Annotated in this window: 20 protein-coding genes and 1 pseudogene; 8 read left to right on the top strand and 13 right to left on the bottom strand. The window is 71.8% G+C overall.

The features are described 5' to 3' along the window. The first annotated feature begins 42 nt into the window (after window positions 1-42). From exaC to LE181_RS13450, 3 genes are all read left to right on the top strand, one after another. A complete protein-coding gene (gene exaC, locus LE181_RS13460; protein ID WP_225661488.1) occupies window positions 43-1,566 on the top strand; it encodes an acetaldehyde dehydrogenase ExaC in 1,524 nt (507 codons plus the stop codon). Window positions 1,567-1,696: 130 nt separating this feature from the next. After that, a complete protein-coding gene (locus LE181_RS13455; RefSeq protein ID WP_225661487.1) occupies window positions 1,697-2,110 on the top strand; it encodes an FKBP-type peptidyl-prolyl cis-trans isomerase in 414 nt (137 codons plus the stop codon). A 137-nt stretch (window positions 2,111-2,247) separates the two neighbouring features. After that, on the top strand, window positions 2,248-2,649 hold the full coding sequence (locus LE181_RS13450) for a hypothetical protein (protein WP_225661486.1): 402 nt from the start codon (window positions 2,248-2,250) through the stop codon (window positions 2,647-2,649). A 109-nt stretch (window positions 2,650-2,758) separates the two neighbouring features. Here LE181_RS13450 and LE181_RS13445 read toward each other — a convergent pair whose 3' ends face one another. From LE181_RS13445 to LE181_RS13435, 3 genes are all read right to left on the bottom strand, one after another. Next, the gene (locus LE181_RS13445) at window positions 2,759-3,391 is read right to left on the bottom strand and encodes a pyridoxamine 5'-phosphate oxidase family protein (RefSeq protein WP_225661485.1); all 633 of its coding nucleotides are present in this window, start codon (window positions 3,389-3,391) and stop codon (window positions 2,759-2,761) included. Window positions 3,392-3,429: 38 nt separating this feature from the next. Next, entirely contained in the window at window positions 3,430-4,671 is a 1,242-nt protein-coding gene (locus tag LE181_RS13440; RefSeq protein WP_225661484.1) for a globin domain-containing protein, read from the bottom strand. Between the two features lie 335 nt (window positions 4,672-5,006). After that, window positions 5,007-5,591: a 50S ribosomal protein L25/general stress protein Ctc gene (locus tag LE181_RS13435; protein WP_225661483.1), complete on the bottom strand. Its 585-nt coding sequence runs from the start codon at window positions 5,589-5,591 to the stop codon at window positions 5,007-5,009. 386 nt (window positions 5,592-5,977) lie between these two features. Between LE181_RS13435 and LE181_RS13430 the strand changes: the two genes are divergently transcribed. Both LE181_RS13430 and LE181_RS13425 read left to right on the top strand, forming a co-directional pair. After that, entirely contained in the window at window positions 5,978-6,829 is an 852-nt protein-coding gene (locus LE181_RS13430; protein ID WP_225661482.1) for a hypothetical protein, read from the top strand. 19 nt (window positions 6,830-6,848) lie between these two features. Next, window positions 6,849-7,505, top strand: a pseudogene (locus LE181_RS13425) (class F sortase); the annotation flags it as partial. Between the two features lie 154 nt (window positions 7,506-7,659). Here LE181_RS13425 and LE181_RS13420 read toward each other — a convergent pair. After that, the gene (locus LE181_RS13420) at window positions 7,660-8,250 is read right to left on the bottom strand and encodes a DUF4291 domain-containing protein (RefSeq protein WP_225661481.1); all 591 of its coding nucleotides are present in this window, start codon (window positions 8,248-8,250) and stop codon (window positions 7,660-7,662) included. A 75-nt stretch (window positions 8,251-8,325) separates the two neighbouring features. Continuing rightward, the gene (locus LE181_RS13415) at window positions 8,326-9,006 is read right to left on the bottom strand and encodes a nucleotidyltransferase domain-containing protein (protein WP_225661480.1); all 681 of its coding nucleotides are present in this window, start codon (window positions 9,004-9,006) and stop codon (window positions 8,326-8,328) included. 116 nt (window positions 9,007-9,122) lie between these two features. On the opposite strand from LE181_RS13415, the gene LE181_RS13410 reads away from it, so the two are divergent. Further along, window positions 9,123-9,509: a DUF779 domain-containing protein gene (locus LE181_RS13410; RefSeq protein ID WP_225661479.1), complete on the top strand. Its 387-nt coding sequence runs from the start codon at window positions 9,123-9,125 to the stop codon at window positions 9,507-9,509. Window positions 9,510-9,525: 16 nt separating this feature from the next. On the opposite strand, the gene LE181_RS13405 is transcribed toward LE181_RS13410, so the two are convergent. Both LE181_RS13405 and LE181_RS13400 read right to left on the bottom strand, forming a co-directional pair. Beyond that, entirely contained in the window at window positions 9,526-11,706 is a 2,181-nt protein-coding gene (locus LE181_RS13405) for a putative bifunctional diguanylate cyclase/phosphodiesterase (protein ID WP_225661506.1), read from the bottom strand. Between the two features lie 507 nt (window positions 11,707-12,213). Beyond that, window positions 12,214-13,584, bottom strand: a complete 1,371-nt coding sequence (locus tag LE181_RS13400) for a C39 family peptidase (RefSeq protein WP_225661478.1) — start codon at window positions 13,582-13,584, stop codon at window positions 12,214-12,216. A gap of 155 nt (window positions 13,585-13,739) precedes the next feature. Between LE181_RS13400 and LE181_RS13395 the strand changes: the two genes are divergently transcribed. Then, a complete protein-coding gene (locus LE181_RS13395; RefSeq protein ID WP_372458338.1) occupies window positions 13,740-14,366 on the top strand; it encodes a uridine kinase family protein in 627 nt (208 codons plus the stop codon). 532 nt (window positions 14,367-14,898) lie between these two features. Then, entirely contained in the window at window positions 14,899-16,836 is a 1,938-nt protein-coding gene (locus tag LE181_RS13390) for an AAA family ATPase (RefSeq protein WP_225661477.1), read from the top strand. Window positions 16,837-16,870: 34 nt separating this feature from the next. Here LE181_RS13390 and LE181_RS13385 read toward each other — a convergent pair whose 3' ends face one another. From LE181_RS13385 to ribH, 6 genes are all read right to left on the bottom strand, one after another. Next, window positions 16,871-17,950 (bottom strand): hemolysin family protein, encoded by a 1,080-nt coding sequence (locus LE181_RS13385; RefSeq protein WP_225661476.1) that lies wholly within the window; start codon window positions 17,948-17,950, stop codon window positions 16,871-16,873. Continuing rightward, the gene (locus tag LE181_RS13380) at window positions 17,947-19,284 is read right to left on the bottom strand and encodes a hemolysin family protein (RefSeq protein WP_225661475.1); all 1,338 of its coding nucleotides are present in this window, start codon (window positions 19,282-19,284) and stop codon (window positions 17,947-17,949) included. Before LE181_RS13380 ends, LE181_RS13385 begins: the two co-directional genes overlap by 4 nt. Before the next feature lie 157 nt (window positions 19,285-19,441). Next, a complete protein-coding gene (locus LE181_RS13375; RefSeq protein ID WP_225661474.1) occupies window positions 19,442-19,906 on the bottom strand; it encodes a PH domain-containing protein in 465 nt (154 codons plus the stop codon). 26 nt (window positions 19,907-19,932) lie between these two features. Next, window positions 19,933-20,781, bottom strand: a complete 849-nt coding sequence (hisG, locus tag LE181_RS13370; protein WP_225661473.1) for an ATP phosphoribosyltransferase — start codon at window positions 20,779-20,781, stop codon at window positions 19,933-19,935. Window positions 20,782-20,845: 64 nt separating this feature from the next. Then, the gene (locus LE181_RS13365; RefSeq protein WP_190109061.1) at window positions 20,846-21,115 is read right to left on the bottom strand and encodes a phosphoribosyl-ATP diphosphatase; all 270 of its coding nucleotides are present in this window, start codon (window positions 21,113-21,115) and stop codon (window positions 20,846-20,848) included. A gap of 33 nt (window positions 21,116-21,148) precedes the next feature. Then, window positions 21,149-21,634, bottom strand: coding sequence for a 6,7-dimethyl-8-ribityllumazine synthase (ribH, locus tag LE181_RS13360; RefSeq protein ID WP_225661472.1), 486 nt, complete (start codon window positions 21,632-21,634; stop codon window positions 21,149-21,151). Between the last annotated feature and the right edge of the window lie 13 nt (window positions 21,635-21,647).

Genomic DNA, 21,647 nt, shown 5'->3' with positions numbered 1-21,647 from the left:
GCCGCGCGGCGCCCTCACGCACGGCAGACGGAGGCTCCGCCCATGACCCGTTACGCCAGCCCCGGCTCCCCCGAGGCGATCGTCACGTACCGGCCGCGGTACGACCACTGGATCGGCGGCACGTACGTGCCGCCCAAGCAGGGCCGCTACTTCGAGAACCCGACGCCCGTCACCGGCCGCCCCTTCACGGAGATCGCGCGCGGCACGGCCGAGGACGTCGAACGCGCCCTGGACGCCGCGCACGCCGCCGCGCCGGCCTGGGGCCGCACCCCGGTGGCCGACCGCGCGGCGGTGCTGAACGCCATCGCCGACCGCATGGAACGCAACCTGGAGATCCTCGCGGTCGCCGAGTCCTGGGACAACGGCAAGCCGGTCCGCGAGACGCTCGCCGCCGACATCCCGCTCGCCATCGACCACTTCCGCTACTTCGCGGGCGCGATCCGCGCCCAGGAGGGAAGCCTCTCGGAGCTCGACGAGGACACGGTCGCCTACCACTTCCACGAGCCGCTGGGCGTGGTGGCCCAGATCATCCCGTGGAACTTCCCCCTGCTCATGGCCGCGTGGAAGCTGGCCCCGGCCCTGGCGGCGGGCAACACGGCGGTCCTCAAGCCGGCCGAGCAGACCCCCGCCTCCCTCCACGTGTGGCTGGACCTGGTGGCGGACCTGATCCCGCCCGGCGTGGTGAACGTCGTCAACGGCTTCGGCGTGGAGGCGGGCAAGCCCCTGGCGTCGAGCCCCCGGGTGGCGAAGATCGCCTTCACGGGCGAGACGACGACGGGCCGCCTGATCATGCAGTACGCCTCGGAGAACCTCAAGCCGGTCACTCTGGAACTGGGCGGCAAGAGCCCGAACATCTTCTTCGACGACGTCTCGGCGGCCGACGACGACTTCCTGGACAAGGCGCTGGAGGGCTTCACCATGTTCGCCCTCAACCAGGGCGAGGTCTGCACCTGCCCCTCCCGCGCCCTGATCCAGCGCGGCCACTACACACCCTTCCTGGAGGCAGCGGTGGCCCGCACCGAACGCATCCGCCCCGGGCACCCCCTGGACACGGACACCATGATCGGCGCGCAGGCGTCCAACGACCAACTGGAGAAGATCCTCGCCTACATGGACATAGCCCACCAGGAAGGCGCCCGCCTCCTGACGGGCGGCACCCGCGTACACCTGCCCGGCGAACTGGCCGACGGCTACTACGTACAGCCCACCGTCTTCGAGGGCCGCAACAGCATGCGGATCTTCCAGGAGGAGATCTTCGGCCCGGTGGTCGCGGTCACCCCGTTCACGGACCTGGACGACGCGATCACCCTGGCGAACGACACCCTCTACGGCCTGGGCGCCGGCGTCTGGACCCGCAACGGCACCACCGCCTACCGCACGGCCCGGGCCATCCAGGCCGGCCGCGTCTGGACCAACTGCTACCACACGTACCCGGCCCACGCCGCCTTCGGAGGCTACAAGCAATCCGGCATCGGCCGCGAGGGTCACAAGATGATGCTGGACCACTACCAGCAGACCAAGAATCTGCTGGTGAGCTACTCGGCCAAGAAGCTGGGGTTCTTCTAGGCGGGATGGAAAGGGCCTCGACCCGCTCCGGGAATCGGCGTTCTCGGTAACGTGACCATCTGCTGCATGGGGTGCCCACGTGTCCGGCCGGCCGGTGCGGGGGCTTTCGACGGAGAGTGATGAGGCTGCCATGAGTGAACGGACGAAGCCCGAGGTCGTCGTTCCGGAGGGTGACGCTCCTACCGAGCTCACCATCCGGGACCTGGTCGTCGGGGACGGGGCCGAGGTGGAGCCGGGCATGGTGGTCAGGGTCCACTACGTCGGGGTGACCTTCGAGTCCGGGAAGGAGTTCGATGCCTCCTGGGACCGGGGCCAGCCGTTCAAGTTCGCCCTGGGCAGTGGCAGGGTCATCAAGGGCTGGGACCGGGGGGTGAGGGGGATGAGGGTCGGCGGCCGGCGCGAGATCATCGTTCCCCCGCGTCTCGGCTACGGCAAGCAGTCGCCCTCGCCGTTGATCCCGCCGGGCTCGACCCTGGTCTTCGTGGTGGACCTGCTCGACTCGTATTCCAGCACAGCCGGGTGGAGCAACGCGCATCACGAATGAAAAATCGACTGTTCGGCTCTCGCGATAAACGGCGACACCCACGCGAACACAGCGGACACCCCTTATCTGAATTGGCGTCAACTCTCCTTGCTGCACTAGACTTTGACCCGTACCGACGCAAAGGAGAGGCGCCGTCCATGGGCACCAAATTCATTGAGGTAGACGAATCCCACAAGGGTCAGCCCGGTGTGGAAGAAGGAGTGAAGACGATCGAGGTCGGTGGTCAGACGATCACTACGCCGATTTTCGTTCAGCGGATCGACTTCGACGACCTCGCCCCCGAGGTGACCGACAGCCTCACCACGGTCAAGTTCGCCGTGACGGTGACCGAGGAGATGGAGGACTTCACGGGGGAGGTGGACGAGGACGGTTCCCCGATGACGGAGATCAAGGAGATCCAGGTGCCCAAGTGGCTCGAAGTCGACCTGGGGCCCGAGTCCCTGAAGCAGTACGAGGAAGTCATGGCGCCCTTCTTCGCCGCCGCCCGTGAGACCGAGGCGCCGACCGTGCCCGCGCCCCGCAAGCGTCGCAAGAAGTGATCTCGTGCCCCTCTCCTGTCGTCAGGAGAGGGGCTTCGTTGTGTGCGGCCATGCAGGCGGCGCGCCTGGACCGCCGCACGGGGCAGCCCCTTCGGGGGCTGCCCCGTTGTCATCGGGCGGTGTACGCCTCGGCGGTCTCGTGGCGCCGGGCGGTGAAGTAGTCCGCGTCCTTGGGGCGGGCCGTGTCGCGGCCGGTGGGGCGGGGGGCCGGTTCCAGGTGGGGTATGTACTTGGAGCAGTGGATGTACGCCTCCTCGACGGTGAGGTGGACCCACATTTCCGGGCCGCGTCCGGGGGCGACGTCCGTGGGCAGGCCGGGACGCATGCGGCGCAGGTCCGCGTCGTGGTAGAGGTGGGCCGTGCCGTTGACGTGGAGACCCACGTGATGGTGGGTGAAGTCCACGAAGAGCATGCCGAGGTGCGGATTCTCGACCATGTTGCCGGCGCTGGCCAGCACGCCGTTCCCGCGGAACTCCGGGTAGGCCAGTGTGTGGGCGTCGATCACGTGGACGAATCCCGGGGGGCCGGCCCGGAAGCTGGCGTCGCATTCCCCGTGGGAGTCGGCGGTGGCCAGGAAGACCATGGTCTGGCGGCCGATGAAGTCCTGCATCTCGGGGGTGAGGTGGCGGCGCACCTGCTGGTCGTAGAACCGGGCGGCGCGGTCGGCGGTGCCGAGGTGCTGCTGCAGCTGGCGTTCCCCTGCTGAGCCGAATGACGGCGGCGGGGGCGGAGGCACGGTCACGAGGGCTTCTCCTGGCGGGGCGGATGAGCGGGTGCGGCTCAGGGAGCGGAGAGGACGGGGGTCTCGAACGGGTCGTGATGGATGCGGTCGGGCCGGGTGCCGTGGAGGGTGAGCGTCTCCCTGGCGGAGGCCACCATCTGCGCCGGGCCGCTGAGGAAGACGTCGTGCTCGTACCACGGCCCGTACTCGGCCAGGACCTGCGGCAGGGATCCGCGGATTCCGGGGATGTACTCGTCGGAGACCGCTGCCTTCATGGTCAGCCAGTGGTGCCGCTGGGCCATGCGGAGCATGTCGTCGACTGCGTACAGCTCGGCCCCGGTGCGGGCGCCGAGGAACAGCGCCACTTGGTGCCGTCCTCCTCTGCGGGCGACCTCCTCGATGAGTGCGCGGATCGGGGCGAGTCCGGTGCCGCCGGCCACGAAGAGCAGGTCGCCGTACTCGGCCGCGTCCAGGACCATGTCGCCCATCGGGGGGCCCAGCCGCAGCACGTCGCCCACCGCCGCCCGCTGCACCAGCGCACCGCTGACCGTGCCGCCGGGCACCGCGCGCACGTGAAAGGTGAGCGTGCCGTCCTCGCGGGGCGCGTTGGCGACGGAGTAGTAGCGCCACCGCTTCGGCCACCAGGGGGTCTCGATGCTCACGTACTGGCCGGCGGCGTAGTCGTAGGCCATGTGGGGCCGTACGGTGATCTCGGCGATGCCGTGACCGCGCGAGACGCGGTGCACCACCGTGGCCGGCCACGAGGCGGGCCGTACCGCCTCGTCCTCCTCGGCCGCACTGATCATGACCTGGGCGACCGTGCCGTACGCCTTCGTCCAGGCGGCGGCGATCTCCGGGGTCCACGCGGAGCCGGCGAACCGGGCCAGCGTGGCGAGGAGGCACTCGCCCACGGCCGGGAAGTGCGCGGCGAGGGTGCCGAACTTGCGGTGGTCGCGGCCGAGGTCTCCGCAGAAGCGGACGAGGTTCTCGGGGTCGTCGGCCAGGTCCACGATGCGCAGCAGTGAGCGCAGGAGGCGATCGCGCTGGGCGTCCATCCCGTGCGGGAACATCGGGCGGACCTCGGGGTACCGGGCGAAGAGAATGGCGTAGAAGTAGACCGTTATCTCCCCCGCGAAGGGCTCGACCACCGCCAGGGAAGCCCTGATGAGGGCTATCTCGTGGTCCGACAGGGGCGCTTCGCCGGTCTCCGGCTCTTCGGTGCGTACGGCCTGGGCCGCTGCCGGGTCCTCCGGAGACCGGTGCGCCGGTGTGCTGCTGGAACGACCGATCCGGAATCTCAAGGGGTCAGCGCTCTTCCATCCGCCGTTCGGCGCGGCTTTCGCCGGACGTGACACGAAGCGCCCCGTCCAGAAGGAGCGGCATGGGAGTCGAGCGGAGCCAACATGAGTCCTCACCGGCGTGCGGGGCGAAGAAGCGGACGGAGCGCTTCCGGATGCCCCCCGATCCTCAAGGAGGCGCACGAAGGGGGGAAGGGACGCACCCGCCAGAACTCGGGCCGCGTTCTTGTGGGAATCTCGCTGGCCCGCCCCGACCGGTGTGACGATTTGAGGCATATAAGGGGACGCGCGACGGCCGTCGCCCCCGCTCCGGGAGGGGACGACGGCCGGGGCCGGAGCTACGCTTCCGCGGCGTCGTCGGCGTCGGGGTCGTCGGTGGCCTCCGCCTGGGCCGCGACGATCTGCAGCACCGCCGCCTCTCCGTCGATCGCCAGCGACACGCCGGGCGGCAGCGCGATGTCCGCCGCGCGCACCGTGTGACCCGTGTCCAGGTCCTGCACGGAGACGGTGACCGATTCGGGTATGTGGGTGGCTTCGGCCTCCACCGGCAGGGCGTTCAGGATGTGCTCCAGGATGTTGCCGCCCGGGGCCAGGGCCCCCTCGGTGTGGATCGGCAGCTCGACGGTGACCCTTTCGCCCTTCGCCACGGCCAGCAGGTCGACGTGGATGAGGAAGCCCTTGAGCGGGTCGCGCTGCACGGCCTTGGGGATGACCAGTTCGCTTGCGTCGTCCATGGTCAGATCGATCAGGGCGTTCGGGGTCTTCAGGGCCATCATCAGCGCGTGGCCGTCGACCGCCACGTGTTTCGGCTCGGCGCCGTGCCCGTAGACGACGCCTGGCACTTTGTGCTCGCGCCGCATACGACGGGCAGCACCCTTGCCGAACTCGGTCCGCAGCTCGGCGGCGAGCTTCACCTCAGCCATTCCTGCACTCCTCGCACAACTCGTGGATCGATGCCGGACATTCGCCGCCCGGCCCACGACGGGCCTCCCGCGAACAGCACGAGGAGCGCGCCGATCACGGAGCCGCCCCACCTCGTGACGGCGGCGCGGCTCCCTCGCCGAGCAACCCGGTCAGCGTAGCCACAGCCCCTGCCCCGCCATCAAGGCCCCCGCACGGAAAAACACAGCCGGAGCGAGGCGGGCCGCGGCGACGGCTCCCACCCGCCCGGAACGCCCGGGAAAGGCCGGACACCGCGGCCCCGCCACCCGTCCGGCCGGAATCCATTACCGAATGGAGCAATACGACTACCCTGCGGATGCTCCCCCCGGATTGCGGGGTGAACCTCGGAGGCAAGGAGGTACACCCCGTGAAATCAATCCGCACCGCACTCTGCGGCACCCTGACGGCCGTTGCCGTCTGCGCGGCCCCGGCCGCCTACGCCCTCAACGACCCGGCCGCCAAGGCCGGGACCGTCGAACTGTCCACCCCGAAGGCCGCCGACAGCCGTCTCGCCACCACGCATGACGACGACGACTGCGACGACGACGACCACGGCCGCAAGGGCCACGGCCGGGACCACAACCGTCACGACGATGACGACTGTGACGACGACGACCACGGCCGCGACCACCACAAGGGCCGTGACCACAACCGTCACGACGACGACTGTGACGACGACGACCACGGCCGCGACCACCACAAGGGCCGTGACCACAACCGTCACGACGACGACTGTGACGACGACGACCACGGCCGCGACCACCACAAGGGCCGTGACCACAACCGTCACGACGACGACTGTGACGACGACGACCACGGCCGCGACGACCACGACGGTCGCAAGCACGAGGGCCGGGACGACGAAGACCACGGCCGTGACCACCACAAGGGTCGTGACGACGACCACGAAAAGGGCCACGACAAGGGCCACGACGAGGACCACGGTCGTGAGGACCACGGTCGCGAGCACCACAAGGGCCATGAGGGCCACCACGGCCGTGAGCACCACGACGGTGGCCGCGAACACCACGACGGTGGCCACGAGCACCACGGCCGGCCGAGTCACCACGCCCACGCGGGTGGTGGCGCCACGGCCGAGATGGCCGCAGCCGAGTCCTCGGCCATCGGCACCCCGGCCCTCGCCTTCGCCGGCGCCACCGCGGGTATCGCCGGTGGGCTGATCTGGTACCGCCGTCGCGCCAACGCGGCCAAGCAGTGACAGAAAGCGGACCGGCGATATGTCAGAGGTGCGCACAGGCGGTTCCGCCCGTCTGCTGACAAGGACGGCCTGGCTGACGTTGATCCTGGCCCTGTGGCTACTGGGCAACGGCGTCGCGAAGGAGCCGATAGCCACGGCTCCCCAGACCCACGGCGTGGCCACCGCAGGCCGTCCTCCCGCGCACAGCCTGCCCCCGGCACACGAACCGTTGCCGGGGGCAGGTCCCCAGCGTCTGGTCATCAAGGCGATGGGGGTCCGCGCACCGATCGAGGGGCACGGACTGGACTCCCTGGGCGGCGTCGAGCCGCCCCCCTACGAGCGGCCCAACTCCGTTGCCTGGTACCAGGACGGGCCCGAGCCCGGCAGCAGCGGTGCCGCCGTGCTCGTCGGCCACGTGGACACCAAGCAGTCCCCGGCCGTCTTCTACGAACTCAGCAACATCAAACGCGGCGAGAAGGTCGACGTCGTCCGTGCCGACGGGTCCGTCGCCGAGTTCACGGTGGAGAGCGTCACCACCGTCGCCAACAAGCACTTCGACGTCGACAAGGTCTACGGATCCCCCTACGGGAAGCGCGCCGAGCTGCGCCTGATCACCTGTGGCGGGGACTACGACCACGCTCAGCACACGTACACCGCCAACGTCGTGGTATCCGCCTATCTGACGGGTGTCAGTGGAGCGCCGCCCGGCAGCCGCATCGGCCCGGGCGGCGGTGGAAGCGGTGGCAACGGAAGGGGCGGTGGCGGCGGAAACGGGAGCAGTGGTGACGGCGACGGTCGTTCCTCCGACGAGTCCTCGCAATCGTCCGGCGCCGATGCCTGACCCTTCCCCCTCACAGACGGATGTGCGCCATCTCGTCCGCGAGGGGGTACGGGCGTTCCTGCGGCAGCAGGGCGGCGGCTTGGTCCGTCGCGCCCTCCGCCACCAGCCGGCGGATCCGTGCCGCGAGCGGTGTCACGTCCCTGATGGCGACCGTCCACTCGTCCGCGTAGCGCCGGGCCGCCTCGCCGGAGAGCCCCAGTTGCAGCGAGCGGTGGGGCAGCGGCCTCAGGTGCAGGTCGCGCTCGGGGTCCCACTGGACCCGGGCCGGGGCGGACTTGAGCTGCTCCTTCCAGGCGGCCGGGTCGGGGTGGACACCGCGCTCGTAGTGGGACAGGCAGGCGTTGCGCAGTGCCCACTCGAAGCCCTCGCGGCTGATCTCGACGGCCAGGACGGTCTCCTGGCCCTCCTTCGTGCCCCAGCCGCAGCGGTACATCATCCACAGGAACGAGGGCTTGATCCATGTCATGCGGTCGCGCTTCCAGGCGGCGGGGAAGCGGCCGTCGCGCGCCGCGGGCAGGCCGATCCGCGGGTCGTAAGCCTGGTAGACGGTCACGGTGGACGCGGTGTGGAGGGCCCGTATCCGGTGGTTCGGTTCGTTCACCACGACAGAATGGGCCGGGCGGGCGGGATGTGCCACTGGATATCCGTGCGCCCGGGGCGGCGGTCCCGCCGCACGTCACAGTGCCCTGCGGCGCACCGAGACCAGCCAGTCCTCCACCCGTTCCGCGTCCGGGCTCTCGGGCAGGGGGCTGCCGGCCACCGCTCTGTCGAGGCGTTCGGTGAGCCGGTCGCGCCAGGCACATATCTCCTCCCACGGCAGTTCGCCGCGGCGCACCGCCAGCAGGCGGTCGCGGTGCTCGCCGACACCGGTCTGCAGGACGCCGGTCTCCAGCAGGGCGGCACCGCTGGTCAGCAGGCGCAGCAGGTGCATCACCGGCTTCCAGCGGGGCTCGCCGTCGCGATCCCGGTGCGCCCGGGCCTTGGCGAACTGGGACTGGGCGTAGCGCCCGAAGGTCTGGTGGACGCGGCGGGAGAGGAAGGCCGGGGCGAGCTCGCGCAGTTCGGTGCCGAGCGGGGTGCAGTGTTCCACCAGGGGGCTGTGCAGCACCTCCAGGAGGTTGGGGTTGCCGTTCAGGGCGAGCTCGCAGAACCGCTCGGCCTCCCAGCTGAACTGCTCGGGCAGCGGGCCCTCCACGTGGGCCGGCGGTTTGGTCATGCGCCAGAACGCGGCGGTGGGTGCGACGTACACGCCCCGCCGGTCGGTGTCCGAGGCGGCGGTCGCCAGCCCGAAGGCCCGCGATCCGGCGACCACGGACAGGATGGTGTGCTGCTCGACCAGGTGTTCCCACTGCGACATGCGGCCATTCTCCCCCTGGTGATCAGCTCGGGACACGCGTCAGGCTGTCGTCCCCGGTACATCCAGCACATCGAGGAGGAATATTCCATGATCCCGCACTTATCCGGACAGCCCTCATGAACGAGCACGTCTCCCGCATCGCTCTGACGCCCGCCGCCGCCCGGCTGGTCCGCGACCTCCACGCGAAGCACGGGCCGCTGATGTTCCACCAGTCGGGCGGCTGCTGCGACGGAAGCTCGCCCATGTGTTATCCGCGCGGTGAGTTCCGCACGGGCGGCTCCGACGTCCTGCTGGCCGAGCTGACCGTCGAAGGAGTGGCCGAGCCGGTCGGTTTCTGGATGTCGGCCGATCAGTTCGAGCGGTGGCGCCACACCCACCTGACGGTGGACGTGGTGCCGGGCCGCGGCAGCGGCTTCTCGCTCGAAGCACCCGAGGGGGTGCGCTTCCTGATCCGCTCACGGTTGCTGACCGACCACGAGGCACGCCTGCTCGACGCGTACTGACCGGGCACGCCCTCCCCTAGGACGCCGCGTCCACCAACGAGAGGGTGTGCAGGCGCTCCGGCGGGCCGGGCCGGGCGTAGTACCAGCCCTGTGCCGTGTCGCAGCCCAGTAAACGCAGGTGATCGGCCTGCGTACCCGTCTCCACGCCCTCGACCGTGACCGACAGGTCGAGGGTGTGGGCCAGGGAGACGATGCCCTCGACGATCTTGACGTCGACGGGGTCGGCGGGTGCGCACTGCATGCCGCGGGTGAAGGACCGGTCGAGCTTGAGGGTGCTGACCGGCAGCCGGCGCAGGTACGACAGGTTCGAGTAGCCCGTGCCGAAGTCGTCGAGGGCGATGTCCACGCCCAGGTCGGCGAGTTGGCGCAGCGGGCGCAGCTCCTCCTCGTCGGCGCCGATGAGGGCGTTCTCGGTGACCTCCAGGCACAGGGCGGAGGGGTCGAGGCCCACGTCGCGCAGGACGGAGACGGTGTCGGCGACCAGGGCGGGGTGGCGCAGCTGGGAGGGCGAGAGGTTGACGTTGACGCGCAGGGGCGCGGCGGCGTCGCCCTCGCTGTGCCAGGAGCGGGCCTGCCGGGCGGCCTCCTCAAGGACCCACCGGCCGAGCGGCACGATCAGTCCGGTGCTCTCGGCGAGCGGGATGAACTGGTCCGGCCCCAGCACCCCGTGGACCGGGTGCAGCCAGCGGACGAGGGCCTCCGCTCCGCGGACCGTGCCGTCGCCCAGCCGGACGAGGGGCTGGTACTCGATGAAGAACTCGCCCTTGTCGAAGGCGCCGGGCAGGCAGTTGGTGAGGCTGTGCCGGGCGATGACGCGGGCGTCGGAGTCGGCGTCGGCGAGCTCGTAGCGGTTGCCGCCGGCGGCCTTGGCCCGGTACATGGTGATGTCGGCGCTGCGCAGCACCTCCTCCGGGCCGAGCTCGCCGGACGGCCCGTCGACGACGCCGATGCTGGCGCGTACGGACAGGTCCCGGCCGTCGAGGCGTACGGGCTCGGCGAGGGCAGCCAGCATGCGGCGGGCGAGGGCGGTCACGTCGCCCGTGGCCGAGGGGCCGGTGGTCAGGGCCACGAACTCGTCGCCGCCGAGGCGGGCGACCAGTTCGTGGGGGCCGCTCGCGCAGGCGCGCAGCCGTTCGGCGACGGCGACGAGGAGCCGGTCGCCGACGGCGTGGCCGAGGCTGTCGTTGACGGCCTTGAAGCCGTCGAGGTCGAGGTAGCACAGGGCGAAGCGGGCACCGCCGTCATGGGCCTGCCCCTCGGCCCGGGCGAGTGCGCCGTCGAGGCGTTCGAAGAAGAGGGTGCGGTTGGGCAGGCCGGTGAGGGCGTCGTGGGTGGCCTCGTAGCGGATGCGCTCGTGCAGCAGCCGGCGTTCGGTGATGTCCTCCAGGACGGCCAGCTGGTACTGGGGTGCGCCGGTCGCGTCCCGCAGGAGGGAGACCGTCAGGTCCGTCCACAGGACGCTGCCGTCGCTGCGGTAGAAGGGCTTCTCGACGCGGTAGTGCTCGCGGTCGCCGCGGGCCAGCTCGCGGTAGAGGCCCCAGAAGTCGGGCGGGTCCTCGGGGTGGACGAACTCGCCGACGTTGCGGCCGTGGACCTTGCGGCCGGGGCTGCGGAACATGCGCATCAGCGCGTCGTTGACGTCCACGATGCGGCCGTCGACGTCGGCGATGCCGACGCCGACGGCGGCGCCCTCGAAGACCGCGCGGAAGCGGGCCTCGCTGCTGTGCAGGGCCGCTTCCGTCGCGGCCTGCGCCACGGAGGCGGCCCGGGAGGCGGTCTCCTGCTCGGCGCGGGTGCGTTCGCCCAGGGCGCGGGCGAAGCCGGCGGCCACCGCGTGCTGCACGCGGGAGCAGCGGGCCCGGCTCTCCTCGGCGGGCATCGGGTGGTCGGGCGGCAGGTAGAGGACGAGGTAGGCGTCGATGACGCCGAGGATCAGCGGCAGGGCCTCGGGGTCGGTGATGTGGGCGCGCACCAGTGCGGCCCCGACGTCGGCGGCCGGGCGGGGGTCGAACGGGCGCGAGTAGAGCACGTCGCGGAGCCTGGCGGCGAGCGGCACGAGGCAGCGCTCGAACCGGGCGCGCGTCATGGGGCGCACCATGACGCCCGACGTGGCCGGGTAGATGGCGCGGCACCAGATCGCGGCGAAGCGGCGCAGCCGGTCGTCCCGGAAGTCGGATGCGGCGTGCGGGACGGCCATGGGGGTACCCACGGCCGTGTCCACGGCGGCATACGAAACCGGGGTGACGGTTTGATCCACGGACAACATTCTGCCACTGGACATTCCGGTCACGGCCGCCACCCCACCCCCGTGAGCCCGGCAAATGCCGGTTCGCCGCCCGCGGCACCGGGATGCACGGCGTTCTCGCGCGGGCTCGGCGGCCCCTGATAACCGACCGCGCGGTCGCCGTCCACGGACAGGTCGACGCCCCGGGGGGCCGGGGTGGGACGCTCCATCAGACTGTGTCTCCAGCTCGTCGCAAGGGTGTTGGGCGGGATGGGGGGGCGGGGAGGTGCCGTGGGGTGTTGACCAGAGGCTACTGATCGTTCGTTCGAATGGAAGCAACAAGCGGACATGGGTCATCCGCATTCAGCCACGCACCGCCCCCGTCTCCTGCGGGGTCCCCTCCCCCGCCGCCCGAAACACGCCCGCGGCGTGAGATGCATCTCCTTCCTTCCCGCGCCCCCCTTTCCGGGCGTGCGCCCCTCAGCGCACCCCCACCGACGCCAGGGCGCGTGCCTGACGTGTCGTCGGACGGAGGGGGAAGTAGAGGTAGCAGATGCCTCCGGTGCCGCTTCTGACCTGCCCCTGGGCGTTGTACCGCTTGGTCCTGAGCCAGATGTTCTCGAACTGCCTCCGCCTGTAGACCCGTTCGACCGCCGCGTTCGACGGGCTGGCCGGGTCGTTGGCGATCACGTCGCCGTCGCCGGTGAAGCCGACGACGCACATCAGGTGGCCCGCGGTGCCGTAGCCGGCGCCGTCGAGCTCGGTGGCGAGGAAGGACTGGGAGGTGATGAGCGGGATGCCGGCGCGCACCAGCCGCTCGGCGTCGTTCAGGGAGCGCAGCCGGGTGACCACGCCCTGCAGGTCCTGGTAGGTGGCCGCGTAGGCCGCGTTGAAGGGCCAGTTGCCACACCCCTTGTACTGGTAGTCGTAGGTGTGGCGGGCGGCGTGGCAGACCTGTGGGTCGGCGTACGTGGGATCGACCCAGGCGAGGTCCTCGCGGCCGGGGCCGCGCCCCCAGTACTCGATGACCATCGTCGAGGAGGTGGGGCTGCACCACGCCTCGCCGCCGTTGTCGTACTCGGGGTACTGGCCCCGGTGGATCTCCTGCGAGTAGCGCGGCACCCGCAGCCTGTGGCCCGCGCCCTCCCCCGGCCTTGACGCGGGCACCGTGAAGCGGTCGGGGATGTCGGAGGCCATTGCGCCCACGCGCCAGACGGTGGGGGTGCGGGAGGTGCCGGGCCTGCGGTGGAGGGTGAGCCGCAGCTCGTAGGAGGCCAGGCGGAGTCCGCCGGACGCATCGTCGACGGCCAGCGTGTCGGTGGAGACGCTGCTCTTCTTGTCGCCCTGCCCGTCGACGCACGTGCGGCGGATGTCACCGGCCCCGTCGCCGGACGTCCAGCGGCCCATCACGTACCAGGGGCTCTGCGTGCGGTCGGTGTAGGCGGCGCGCAGCTCCACCTGCAGCCAGGTTCCGGCGGGGGTGCGGGCGTTCCAGGAGACGACGATCTCGCTCGCGGGCTCCGGCAGGACGTGGACCGGGGAGTGCCAGGTGGCGTACTCCCAGGGGGCCGTGGTGCCGGTGTGCGGGTCGGTGTACTCGACGGTGCCGAGGGGGCGGTCGAGCACCAGCCCGGGACGGGCGCCGCCGAGGACCCGGGTGCCGGCGCCCCTGCCGCCGGCCCACTGGGGGAAGGTGGTCCAGGCCCGGTGGTCGACGCTGCCGTCCGGGCGGCCGGGACCGCCGCGCGGGGCCGCGGCCGCGGAGGCCACCGACGACAGGGGCACGGCGGCCGCCGTGACGGCGAGGGCTGCGGCGAGCACGGCGCGCCGGGGTGTGGATCTGCTGGACATGACGGTGGTCCCCCAGTCGTGGGTGTGGGGCTGCGGGTGCGCTCCGGCCGGTCCGGGCCGGACCACTATCGCCGCTCGGACGGTCCAGACCGGTGATTCCCGCGCGGCGCGCCCTCAATGCCGGGCGGGGCACGGGCCGGTCCTAGGGTGGTCCGGTGAACGATCAATTCGGCCATGACCCGGGGGAGACGGCCGCCTCCCCCGGCGGCCTGGACGCCCTCGCCCGCCGGCTGCGGGCGCTGCCCCCCTCCATCGGACCGGTCCGGCTCGTGGCCGTGGACGGCCACGCGGGTTCCGGGAAGACCACGTTCGCCGGGCGGCTGGCGGCGGCGCTGGGCGGCGCGCCGGTCCTGCACCTGGACGACCTGGCGACGCACGAGGAGCTCTTCGAGTGGACCGGACGGCTGCGGGAGTGGGTGCTCGGCCCGTTCTCCCGCGGAGAGGCCGCGCGATACCGGGCGTACGACTGGGTGGCGAGGCGGTTCTCGGCGGAACGGGCGCTGGAGGCCGCGCCCGTGGTGCTGGTGGAGGGCGTGGGCGCGGGACGGCGCGCACTACGCCCGTATCTCGCCTGCCTGTTGTGGATGGAGTTGACGGATGAGGGCTCCTGGGAAAGGGGTCAACTCCGCGACGGCCCCGAACTGACCGAATTCTGGGACGGCTGGAAGCGAGCGGAGCGCGCGCATTTCACAACCGACCCCTCGCGCCCGTACGCGGAACTCCTGGTGCTGCAGGGGAAAGAGGGATATTTGTTGCTGCCGGGGCAGCAGAAAACCAACTGATTCCAGGGCGCCGTCACGCTCCGTGCCCACCCCCGGCCGGCCCGGTCCCCGGCTGCGCACGTTCCCCGCCGACTGCCCCAACTCGGCTTGACCCGGGGGGCGTACAGGACTTACGTTCTCAATGTGCGGCTGAGGCAAGCCGCTTGCAGACGCGAAGCCCCCGGTTGTTCCCCCGTGATCGGGGGCTTCGTACTGCGCCGGGTGCTGCGATTCGCACCCTTTGTTCCGCCCCACCACCCCACCGCGTCACGCTCGGTGACCACTCTCCGGATCGCTTTCGCGACCGCCCCCGGCTCACGGCGGCGCCGTGATCTGCGCCCCCGCACCCTTCGGCCGACCCCGACCGCGCAGGTACGATGCGAGACGGCGCACCCCATCGGCGGGCAGCTCCCGGGGCCTCCCCGGGCACCTCGGCGGGAGGCGTCGGCACGGCCGGCAACTCCCGTCCAGAGCACAGCAGTTCGGAAAGGCGCGGCCAAGGCACTCGCCCGGCGGCACGGCACGCTACGGGGGCAGGTTTGTGGGGGACGTGATGGATCTCGGCATGCAGGGCCCGCCCGCCCCGGCCGATCTCGCCTGGCTGCGCGCCGTCGACGCCTACACCATGGGCGCGTACACCGAGGCGGAGAAGGAGTTCCGGACCGCGGTCCGCGTCGACCCCGGGATGGCCGATGCCTGGCTCGGCCTGCACGCGCTGCGCGCCGAGACCACGACCGCGCTGCTGCGCATGTACCGGCACCGCGACCGCTTCGGGGAGCAGCGCCGCCGCCACCGCCGCCCGCTCAACTCCTGGTACTGGCTCGGCTGGTGGGTGCAGCCGGTGCTGGAGAGCGGCCGGGACCTGCTGCTCGCCCACGCCTCGCACTGGCTCGACGGCCGGCACGTCCCGGAGCTGGACCGGGCCCTCGCCGGCTGCCCGCCCGTCGAGACGGACCCGCAGGTGCGCTTCCTGCACGCCTGCCGCGCCTACCTGGTCAAGGACTGGGAGCAGCTCGTCGGCCACACCGAGCCGCTCCTGGATGACCCGTTGCTCGGCATCGAGGCGGGCCTCTTCGGCGGCATGGCCCGGGTCCGGCTGGAGATGTACGGGCACGCCGAGCCGCTGCTCGCCGCCGCGCTGATGCGCTGCCGCAGCGAACAGCCGCAGCGCAAGGAGCTGCGCTACTGGCTCGCCCGGGCGCACGAGGGCACGGGCCGCAGCGCCGCCGCGCTCCCCCTGTACCGCGCCGTGCACCGCGTCGACCCCTCGTTCATGGACACCTCGGCGCGGCTCACCGCCATCGCGGACGGGGACGGTCTGGACGACGACCCCGTGGACCTGGCCCCGGCGCCGCTGGGCGGTGCGCTCTTCCCCGAGTCCCCCGAGCCGGGCGGCGAGCAGGACGTCCAGGCCGCGTCCGACCCGCTCGACAGCCGCGACGTCCTCACCGGCACCGACCCCGGCGCGGCCCCCGGGGCCGCGTCCCCGGGCAACGCCCCCGTCGAGGCCGACGGCGTGCGCGAGAAGTTCCGCGTGCCCGCCCAGGCCGGTCCCCCGCCGCTGCCCGGCCGCTCCGACCCCGTGCTGCTGGCCGAGGCCCTCGCCGAGCTGGAGCGGATGGTCGGTCTGGAGCCGGTCAAGCGGCAGGTGCGGGCGCTCTCCGCCCAGCTGCACATGGCCCGGCTGCGGGCCGGGCAGGGCCTGCCCGTCCAGCCCCCCAAGCGGCACTTCGTCTTCTCCGGCCCCTCCGGGACGGGCAAGACCACCGTCGCCCGCATCCTCGGCCGGGTCTTCTACGCCCTCGGCCTGCTCGGCGGCGACCACCTGGTCGAGGCCCAGCGGGCCGATCTGGTCGGCGAGTTCCTCGGGCAGACGGCCGTCAAGGCCAACGAGCTGATCGACTCGGCGCTGGGCGGGGTGCTCTTCGTCGACGAGGCGTACAGCCTCTCCAACTCCGGCTACAGCAAGGGCGACGCCTACGGGGACGAGGCACTGCAGGTGCTGCTCAAGCGGGCCGAGGACAACCGCGACCGCCTGGTGGTGATCCTCGCCGGCTACCCCGAGGGCATGGACCGCCTGCTGGCCGCCAACCCCGGCCTGCACTCCCGCTTCACCACGCGCGTGGACTTCCCCAGCTACCGCCCCCTGGAGCTCACCAGCATCGGCGAGGTGCTGGCCGGGGAGAACGGCGACGCCTGGGACGAGGAGGCGCTGGAGGAGCTGCGCAGCATCAGCGGCCACGTCGTCGAGCAGGGCTGGATCGACGAGCTCGGCAACGGCCGCTTCCTGCGCACCCTGTACGAGAAGAGCTGCGCGTACCGGGACCTGCGGCTGTCCGGCTACCCCGGCACGCCGACCCGCGAGGACCTCGCGACGCTGCGCCTGCCGGACCTGATGCAGGCGTACGGCGAGGTGCTGTCGGGCCCCGGCTGGGGCTCGCCCCGCGGCCGCCGCGGCGACGCGCGGGATCCACAGGATCCCGCGCCGTGACGCCGGGCGGGGGGCCGGCGGTGCCGGGGCCGGCTCAGCCGGCCATCGCCTCCTGCACCTCCGGCGTGCGCGCCTCGGGCACCTCCCGGTGCGCGGGGTCGCGGACCTCGCCGACGAGCATCTCCAGGACGTCCTCCAGGGCGACGAGCCCCAGCACGCGCCCCGAGGCGTCCGTGACCGCCGCCAGATGCGCGGCCGCGCGGCGCATCACCGTCAGCGCGTCGTCCAGCGGCAGCTCGGCCCGCAGCGTCTCGACGCGGCGCCACACGCGCTGCGGAACGGCCCGGTCGCGGTCCTCCAGGTCCAGGACGTCCTTGACGTGCAGGTAGCCCATGAACGCCCCGCCGGGGGAGGCGCATATGGGGAAGCGGGAGTAGCCGGTGCGTACGGTCAGCTCCTCGACCTGCCGGGGCGTGACCGACGGATCGACCGTCACCAGCGTGGCCGGGTCCAGCAGCACGTCGGTGACCGGGCGGCTGCCCAGCCCCAGTGCGTCCTCCAGCCGCTCCTGCTCCTCCGGCTCCAGCAGACCGGCCTGCCGCGAGTCCTCGACGAGGTGGGTCAGCTGCTCACTGGTGAAGACCGCCTCCACCTCGTCCTTGGGCTCGACCCGGAAGAGCCGCAGGACGCCGTGCGCGCACGCGCCGAGCAGCCGGGTGACCGGCCGGCACAGCCGGGCGAACGTCACCAGCCCGGGACCCAGCCACAGCGCCGCCCGGTCGGGCGCGGACATGGCCAGGTTCTTGGGCACCATCTCGCCGATGACCAGGTGCAGGAAGACCACCAGGGCCAGGGCGATGACGTAGCCCAACGGGTGGATCAGCTGCCCGGGCAGGCCCACCGCGTGGAAGAGGGGTTCCAGCAGCCGCGCCACGGTCGGCTCGGCCACCGCTCCCAGCGTCAGGGAGCAGACGGTGATGCCGAACTGGGCCGCCGCCATCATCTGCGGCAGGTTCTCCAGCCCGGTCAGGACCGTGCGGGCCCGGGACGAGCCCTCGGCCGCCTTCGGCTCGATCTGACTGCGCCGCACGGAGACGAGCGCGAACTCGGCCCCCACGAAGAAGCCGTTGGCGAGCACCAGCACGAGGGCGAAGAGGAGTTGCAGCACGTTCATCGCTGCGCCCCCGCCGTGACGTCCGTCCGGACGAACCGCACGCGCTCGGCACGGTGGTGACCGACCCGGCGCACCGAGAGCCGCCAGCCGGGCAGCTCGGCGACGTCCCCGGCCGCGGGGATGCGCCCCAGCAGACCGGCGACGAGACCGGCGACGGTCTCGTACGGGCCGTCGGGCGCCTCCAGGCCGATGCGCCGCAGCGCGTCGACACGGCAGCCGCCGTCGGCGTCCCAGGCCGGGCGGCCGTCCTCGCAGGCCACCGGGGCGAGCTCCGGGCGGGCCGCGTCGGCGGCGTCGTGCTCGTCGCGCACCTCGCCGACGAGTTCCTCGACGATGTCCTCCAGGGTGACGACACCGGCCGTGCCGCCGTACTCGTCGACGACCACGGCTATCGGCTGCTCGCTGCGCAGCCGCTCCAGCAGCGGCTGCACGGGCAGGGTGCCGGGGACGAGCAGGGGGGCGACCGCGATCCGGCCGACGGGCGTGCGCAGCCGGTCGTGGCCGGGGACGGCGAGCGCGTCCTTGAGGTGGACCATGCCGATGACCTCGTCGAGCCGGTCCCGGTAGACGGGGAAGCGGGAGAGGCCAGTGGCACGGGTGAGGTTGAGGACGTCCTCCGCGGTGGCGGTGGACTGCAGGGCGCTGACCTTCACCCGGGGGGTCATCACGTGCTGGGCGGTGAGGCCGCCGAGGGAGAGGGTGCGCACGAAGAGGTCGGCGGTGTCCTGTTCCAGGGCGCCGGCCCGGGCCGAGTGACGGGCGAGGGAGACGAGTTCGCCGGGGGTGCGGGCGGAGGCCAGCTCCTCGGCGGGCTCGACGCCCAGGGCCCGTACGAGCCGGTTGGCGACGGTGTTGAGGAGCGTGATCACGGGCCGGAAGAAGTGGGCGAAGAGGCTCTGCGGGCCGGCGACGAACCGCGCGACCTGCAGCGGCCGGGAGACGGCCCAGTTCTTGGGGACCAGCTCGCCGACGACCATCTGGACGGCGGAGGCCAGCAGCATGCCGGCCACGACGGCGACGCCCGGGGCGGCGCCGTCCGGGAGCCCGGCCATGCTGACCGGGCCGGTGAGCAGCCGGCCCAGGGCGGGCTCGGCGAGCATGCCGACCACCAAGGAGGTGATGGTGATGCCCAGTTGGGTGCCGGAGAGCTGGAAGGAGAGCTCGCGCAGCGACGCCACCACGGTGCGTGCCCGGGGGTCGCCGTCGGCAGCGGCCCGCTCGGCCTCCGGCTTCTCCACGGTCACCAGGCCGAATTCGGCGGCGACGAAGAAGCCGTTCGCGAGGATGAGGAGCAGGGCTGCCGCGAGCAGCAGAAGAGACACGGTGACACTCATGACGCCGCCTCGCTGTGGGGGGCGGCGCAGGTACTACAGGACGGTCCGTCCATTGCCGGAGTACGTCACTCCTCGGTTCGCAGGTGCCCGGTGTGGGGGCGGGGCACGAACGTGCCCCTGACACCAGAGTAATCATGGAACCGGGAGCAGCACCGATTCAGGTGGACGAGCTTCCCGTGCCGTGCGTCTCGGCGAGCGCGCGCAGGGCGCGGGCGTCGGCGATGGCCTGCTGTTTGGCGATGCCGGTCTGGATGCCCATGGCGGGCAGGCTCGTGCCGTCGGAGAGGTCGAGGTGGACCCAGGGGTCGCCGGCACGGAGGTTGACCCGGACGACCTGCGCCCAGGCCAGCCGCCGGGTCGTCGTCAGGTTGGTGACGGTGACGCCGTCCTCGGTGGCGACGACCTTGGGGCGGCTGAGCAGGGCGAGGACGCCGAGGCCGAACAGGCCGGTGCAGATGAAGGTGATCCGGTCCCCCGTGGTGAACGTCTCCAGCATCAGCGAGAGCGCCGTCAGCACGCAGAGCAGGGCGGTGCCGGTGCTCAGCAGCACGATCCGGGTGCGGGTCGGGCGGAAGGTGACGGGCAGCTCGGGCAGGCCGGGCGGCGGCACGGGGGTGGACACGGTGTGCGTTCTTCCTCGTGGAGCTGTCAGAGGCGGCAGGCGTGGATGCCGGTGGTGAGGATGGCGCGGGCGCCCAGCTCGTAGAGCTCGTCCATCACGCGCTGGGCGTCCTGGGCGGGGACCATCGAGCGGACGGCGACCCAGCCCTCGTGGTGCAGCGGGGAGACGGTCGGCGACTCCAGGCCGGGGGTCAGGGCGACCGCCCGGTCGACCTGCTCGACCCGGATGTCGTAGTCCATCATCACGTAGCGGCGGGCCACCAGGACGCCCTGCATGCGGCGGAGGAACTGCTGCACCTTGGGGTCGTCGGCGGGGGCGCCGTGGCGGCGGATGACGACGGCCTCGGACTTGAGGATCGGCTCGCCGATGATCTCCAGGCCGGCGTTGCGCAGGGTCGTGCCGGTCTCGACGACGTCGGCGATGACCTCGGCCACGCCGAGCTGGATGGCGGTCTCGACGGCGCCGTCGAGGTGGACGACGGAGGCGTTGACGCCGTTGTCGGCGAGGTGCTTGGTGACCAGGCCGGAGAAGGACGTGGCGATGGTCATGCCGCCGAACTCGCTGACGTCCTTCGCCGTGCCGGGGCGGGTGGCGTAGCGGAACGTCGACCCGGCGAAGCCGAGCTGCATGATCTCCTCGGCCCGGGAGCCGGAGTCGAGCAGCAGGTCGCGGCCGGTGATGCCGATGTCGAGCTTGCCGGAGCCGACGTAGACCGCGATGTCGCGGGGCCGCAGGAAGAAGAACTCGACGTCGTTGTCGGCGTCGACGAGGACGAGCTCCCTGCGGTCCTTGCGCTGGCGGTAGCCGGCCTCATGCAGCATCGCCGACGCAGGCTCGGAGAGAGAACCCTTGTTGGGAACGGCGATGCGCAGCATGAGGTCGTTTTCCTTCGTGCGGAGGTGTGTTGTGCCGGAGGGGCGGGTCGGGGAAGTCGTGCGGTCAGAGATGAGCGTATACGTCGTCCAGGGAGATCCCCCGGGCCACCATCATCACCTGAAGGTGGTAGAGCAGCTGGGAGATCTCCTCGGCCGTGGCCTCGGCGCCCTCGTACTCGGCGGCCATCCAGACCTCGGCGGCCTCCTCGACGACCTTCTTGCCGATGGCATGGACGCCCTTGCCCACCAGCTCTGCGGTGCGCGAGGTGGCGGGGTCGCCGGTGGCCTTCTGCTGGAGCTCGGCGAAGAGCTCCTCGAACGTCTTCCTGTACATGGTGGTCCTACCCTACGGGGTCCGGCCCGCGAGTCAGTGCCAGGGCTCGGACACCGAGCGCAGGATGACGGCCGTGGCGACCGCGGCGGTGACCGCCTCGTGGCCCTTGTCCTCGGCGGAGCCCTCCAGTCCGGCACGGTCCAGGGCCTGCTCCTCCGTGTCGCAGGTGAGCACGCCGAAGCCGACGGGGACGCCCGTGTCGACGGAGACCTGGGCGAGGCCCTGGGTGACGCCCTCGCACACGTAGTCGAAGTGCGGGGTGCCGCCGCGGATGACGACGCCCAGGGCGACGACGGCGTCGTAGCCGCGGCCGGCGAGGACCTTGGCCACGACGGGCAGCTCCCAGCTGCCGGGCACGCGCAGCAGGGTGGGCTCGTCGATGCCGAGGTCGTGCAGGGCCCGCAGGGCGCCGTCGACGAGGCCGTCCATCACCTTCTCGTGCCACTGCGCGGCGATGACGGCCACCCGCAGGTCCTGGCAGTTCTTCACACTCAGCTCGGGTGCACCCTTGCCGCTCACGTGTCGCTCTCCT

This window comes from Streptomyces sichuanensis, assembly GCF_020328095.1.
GTDB classification, from domain to species: domain Bacteria; phylum Actinomycetota; class Actinomycetes; order Streptomycetales; family Streptomycetaceae; genus Streptomyces; species Streptomyces cinnamoneus.
This window is presented reverse-complemented; position numbering and strand designations above follow the sequence as displayed.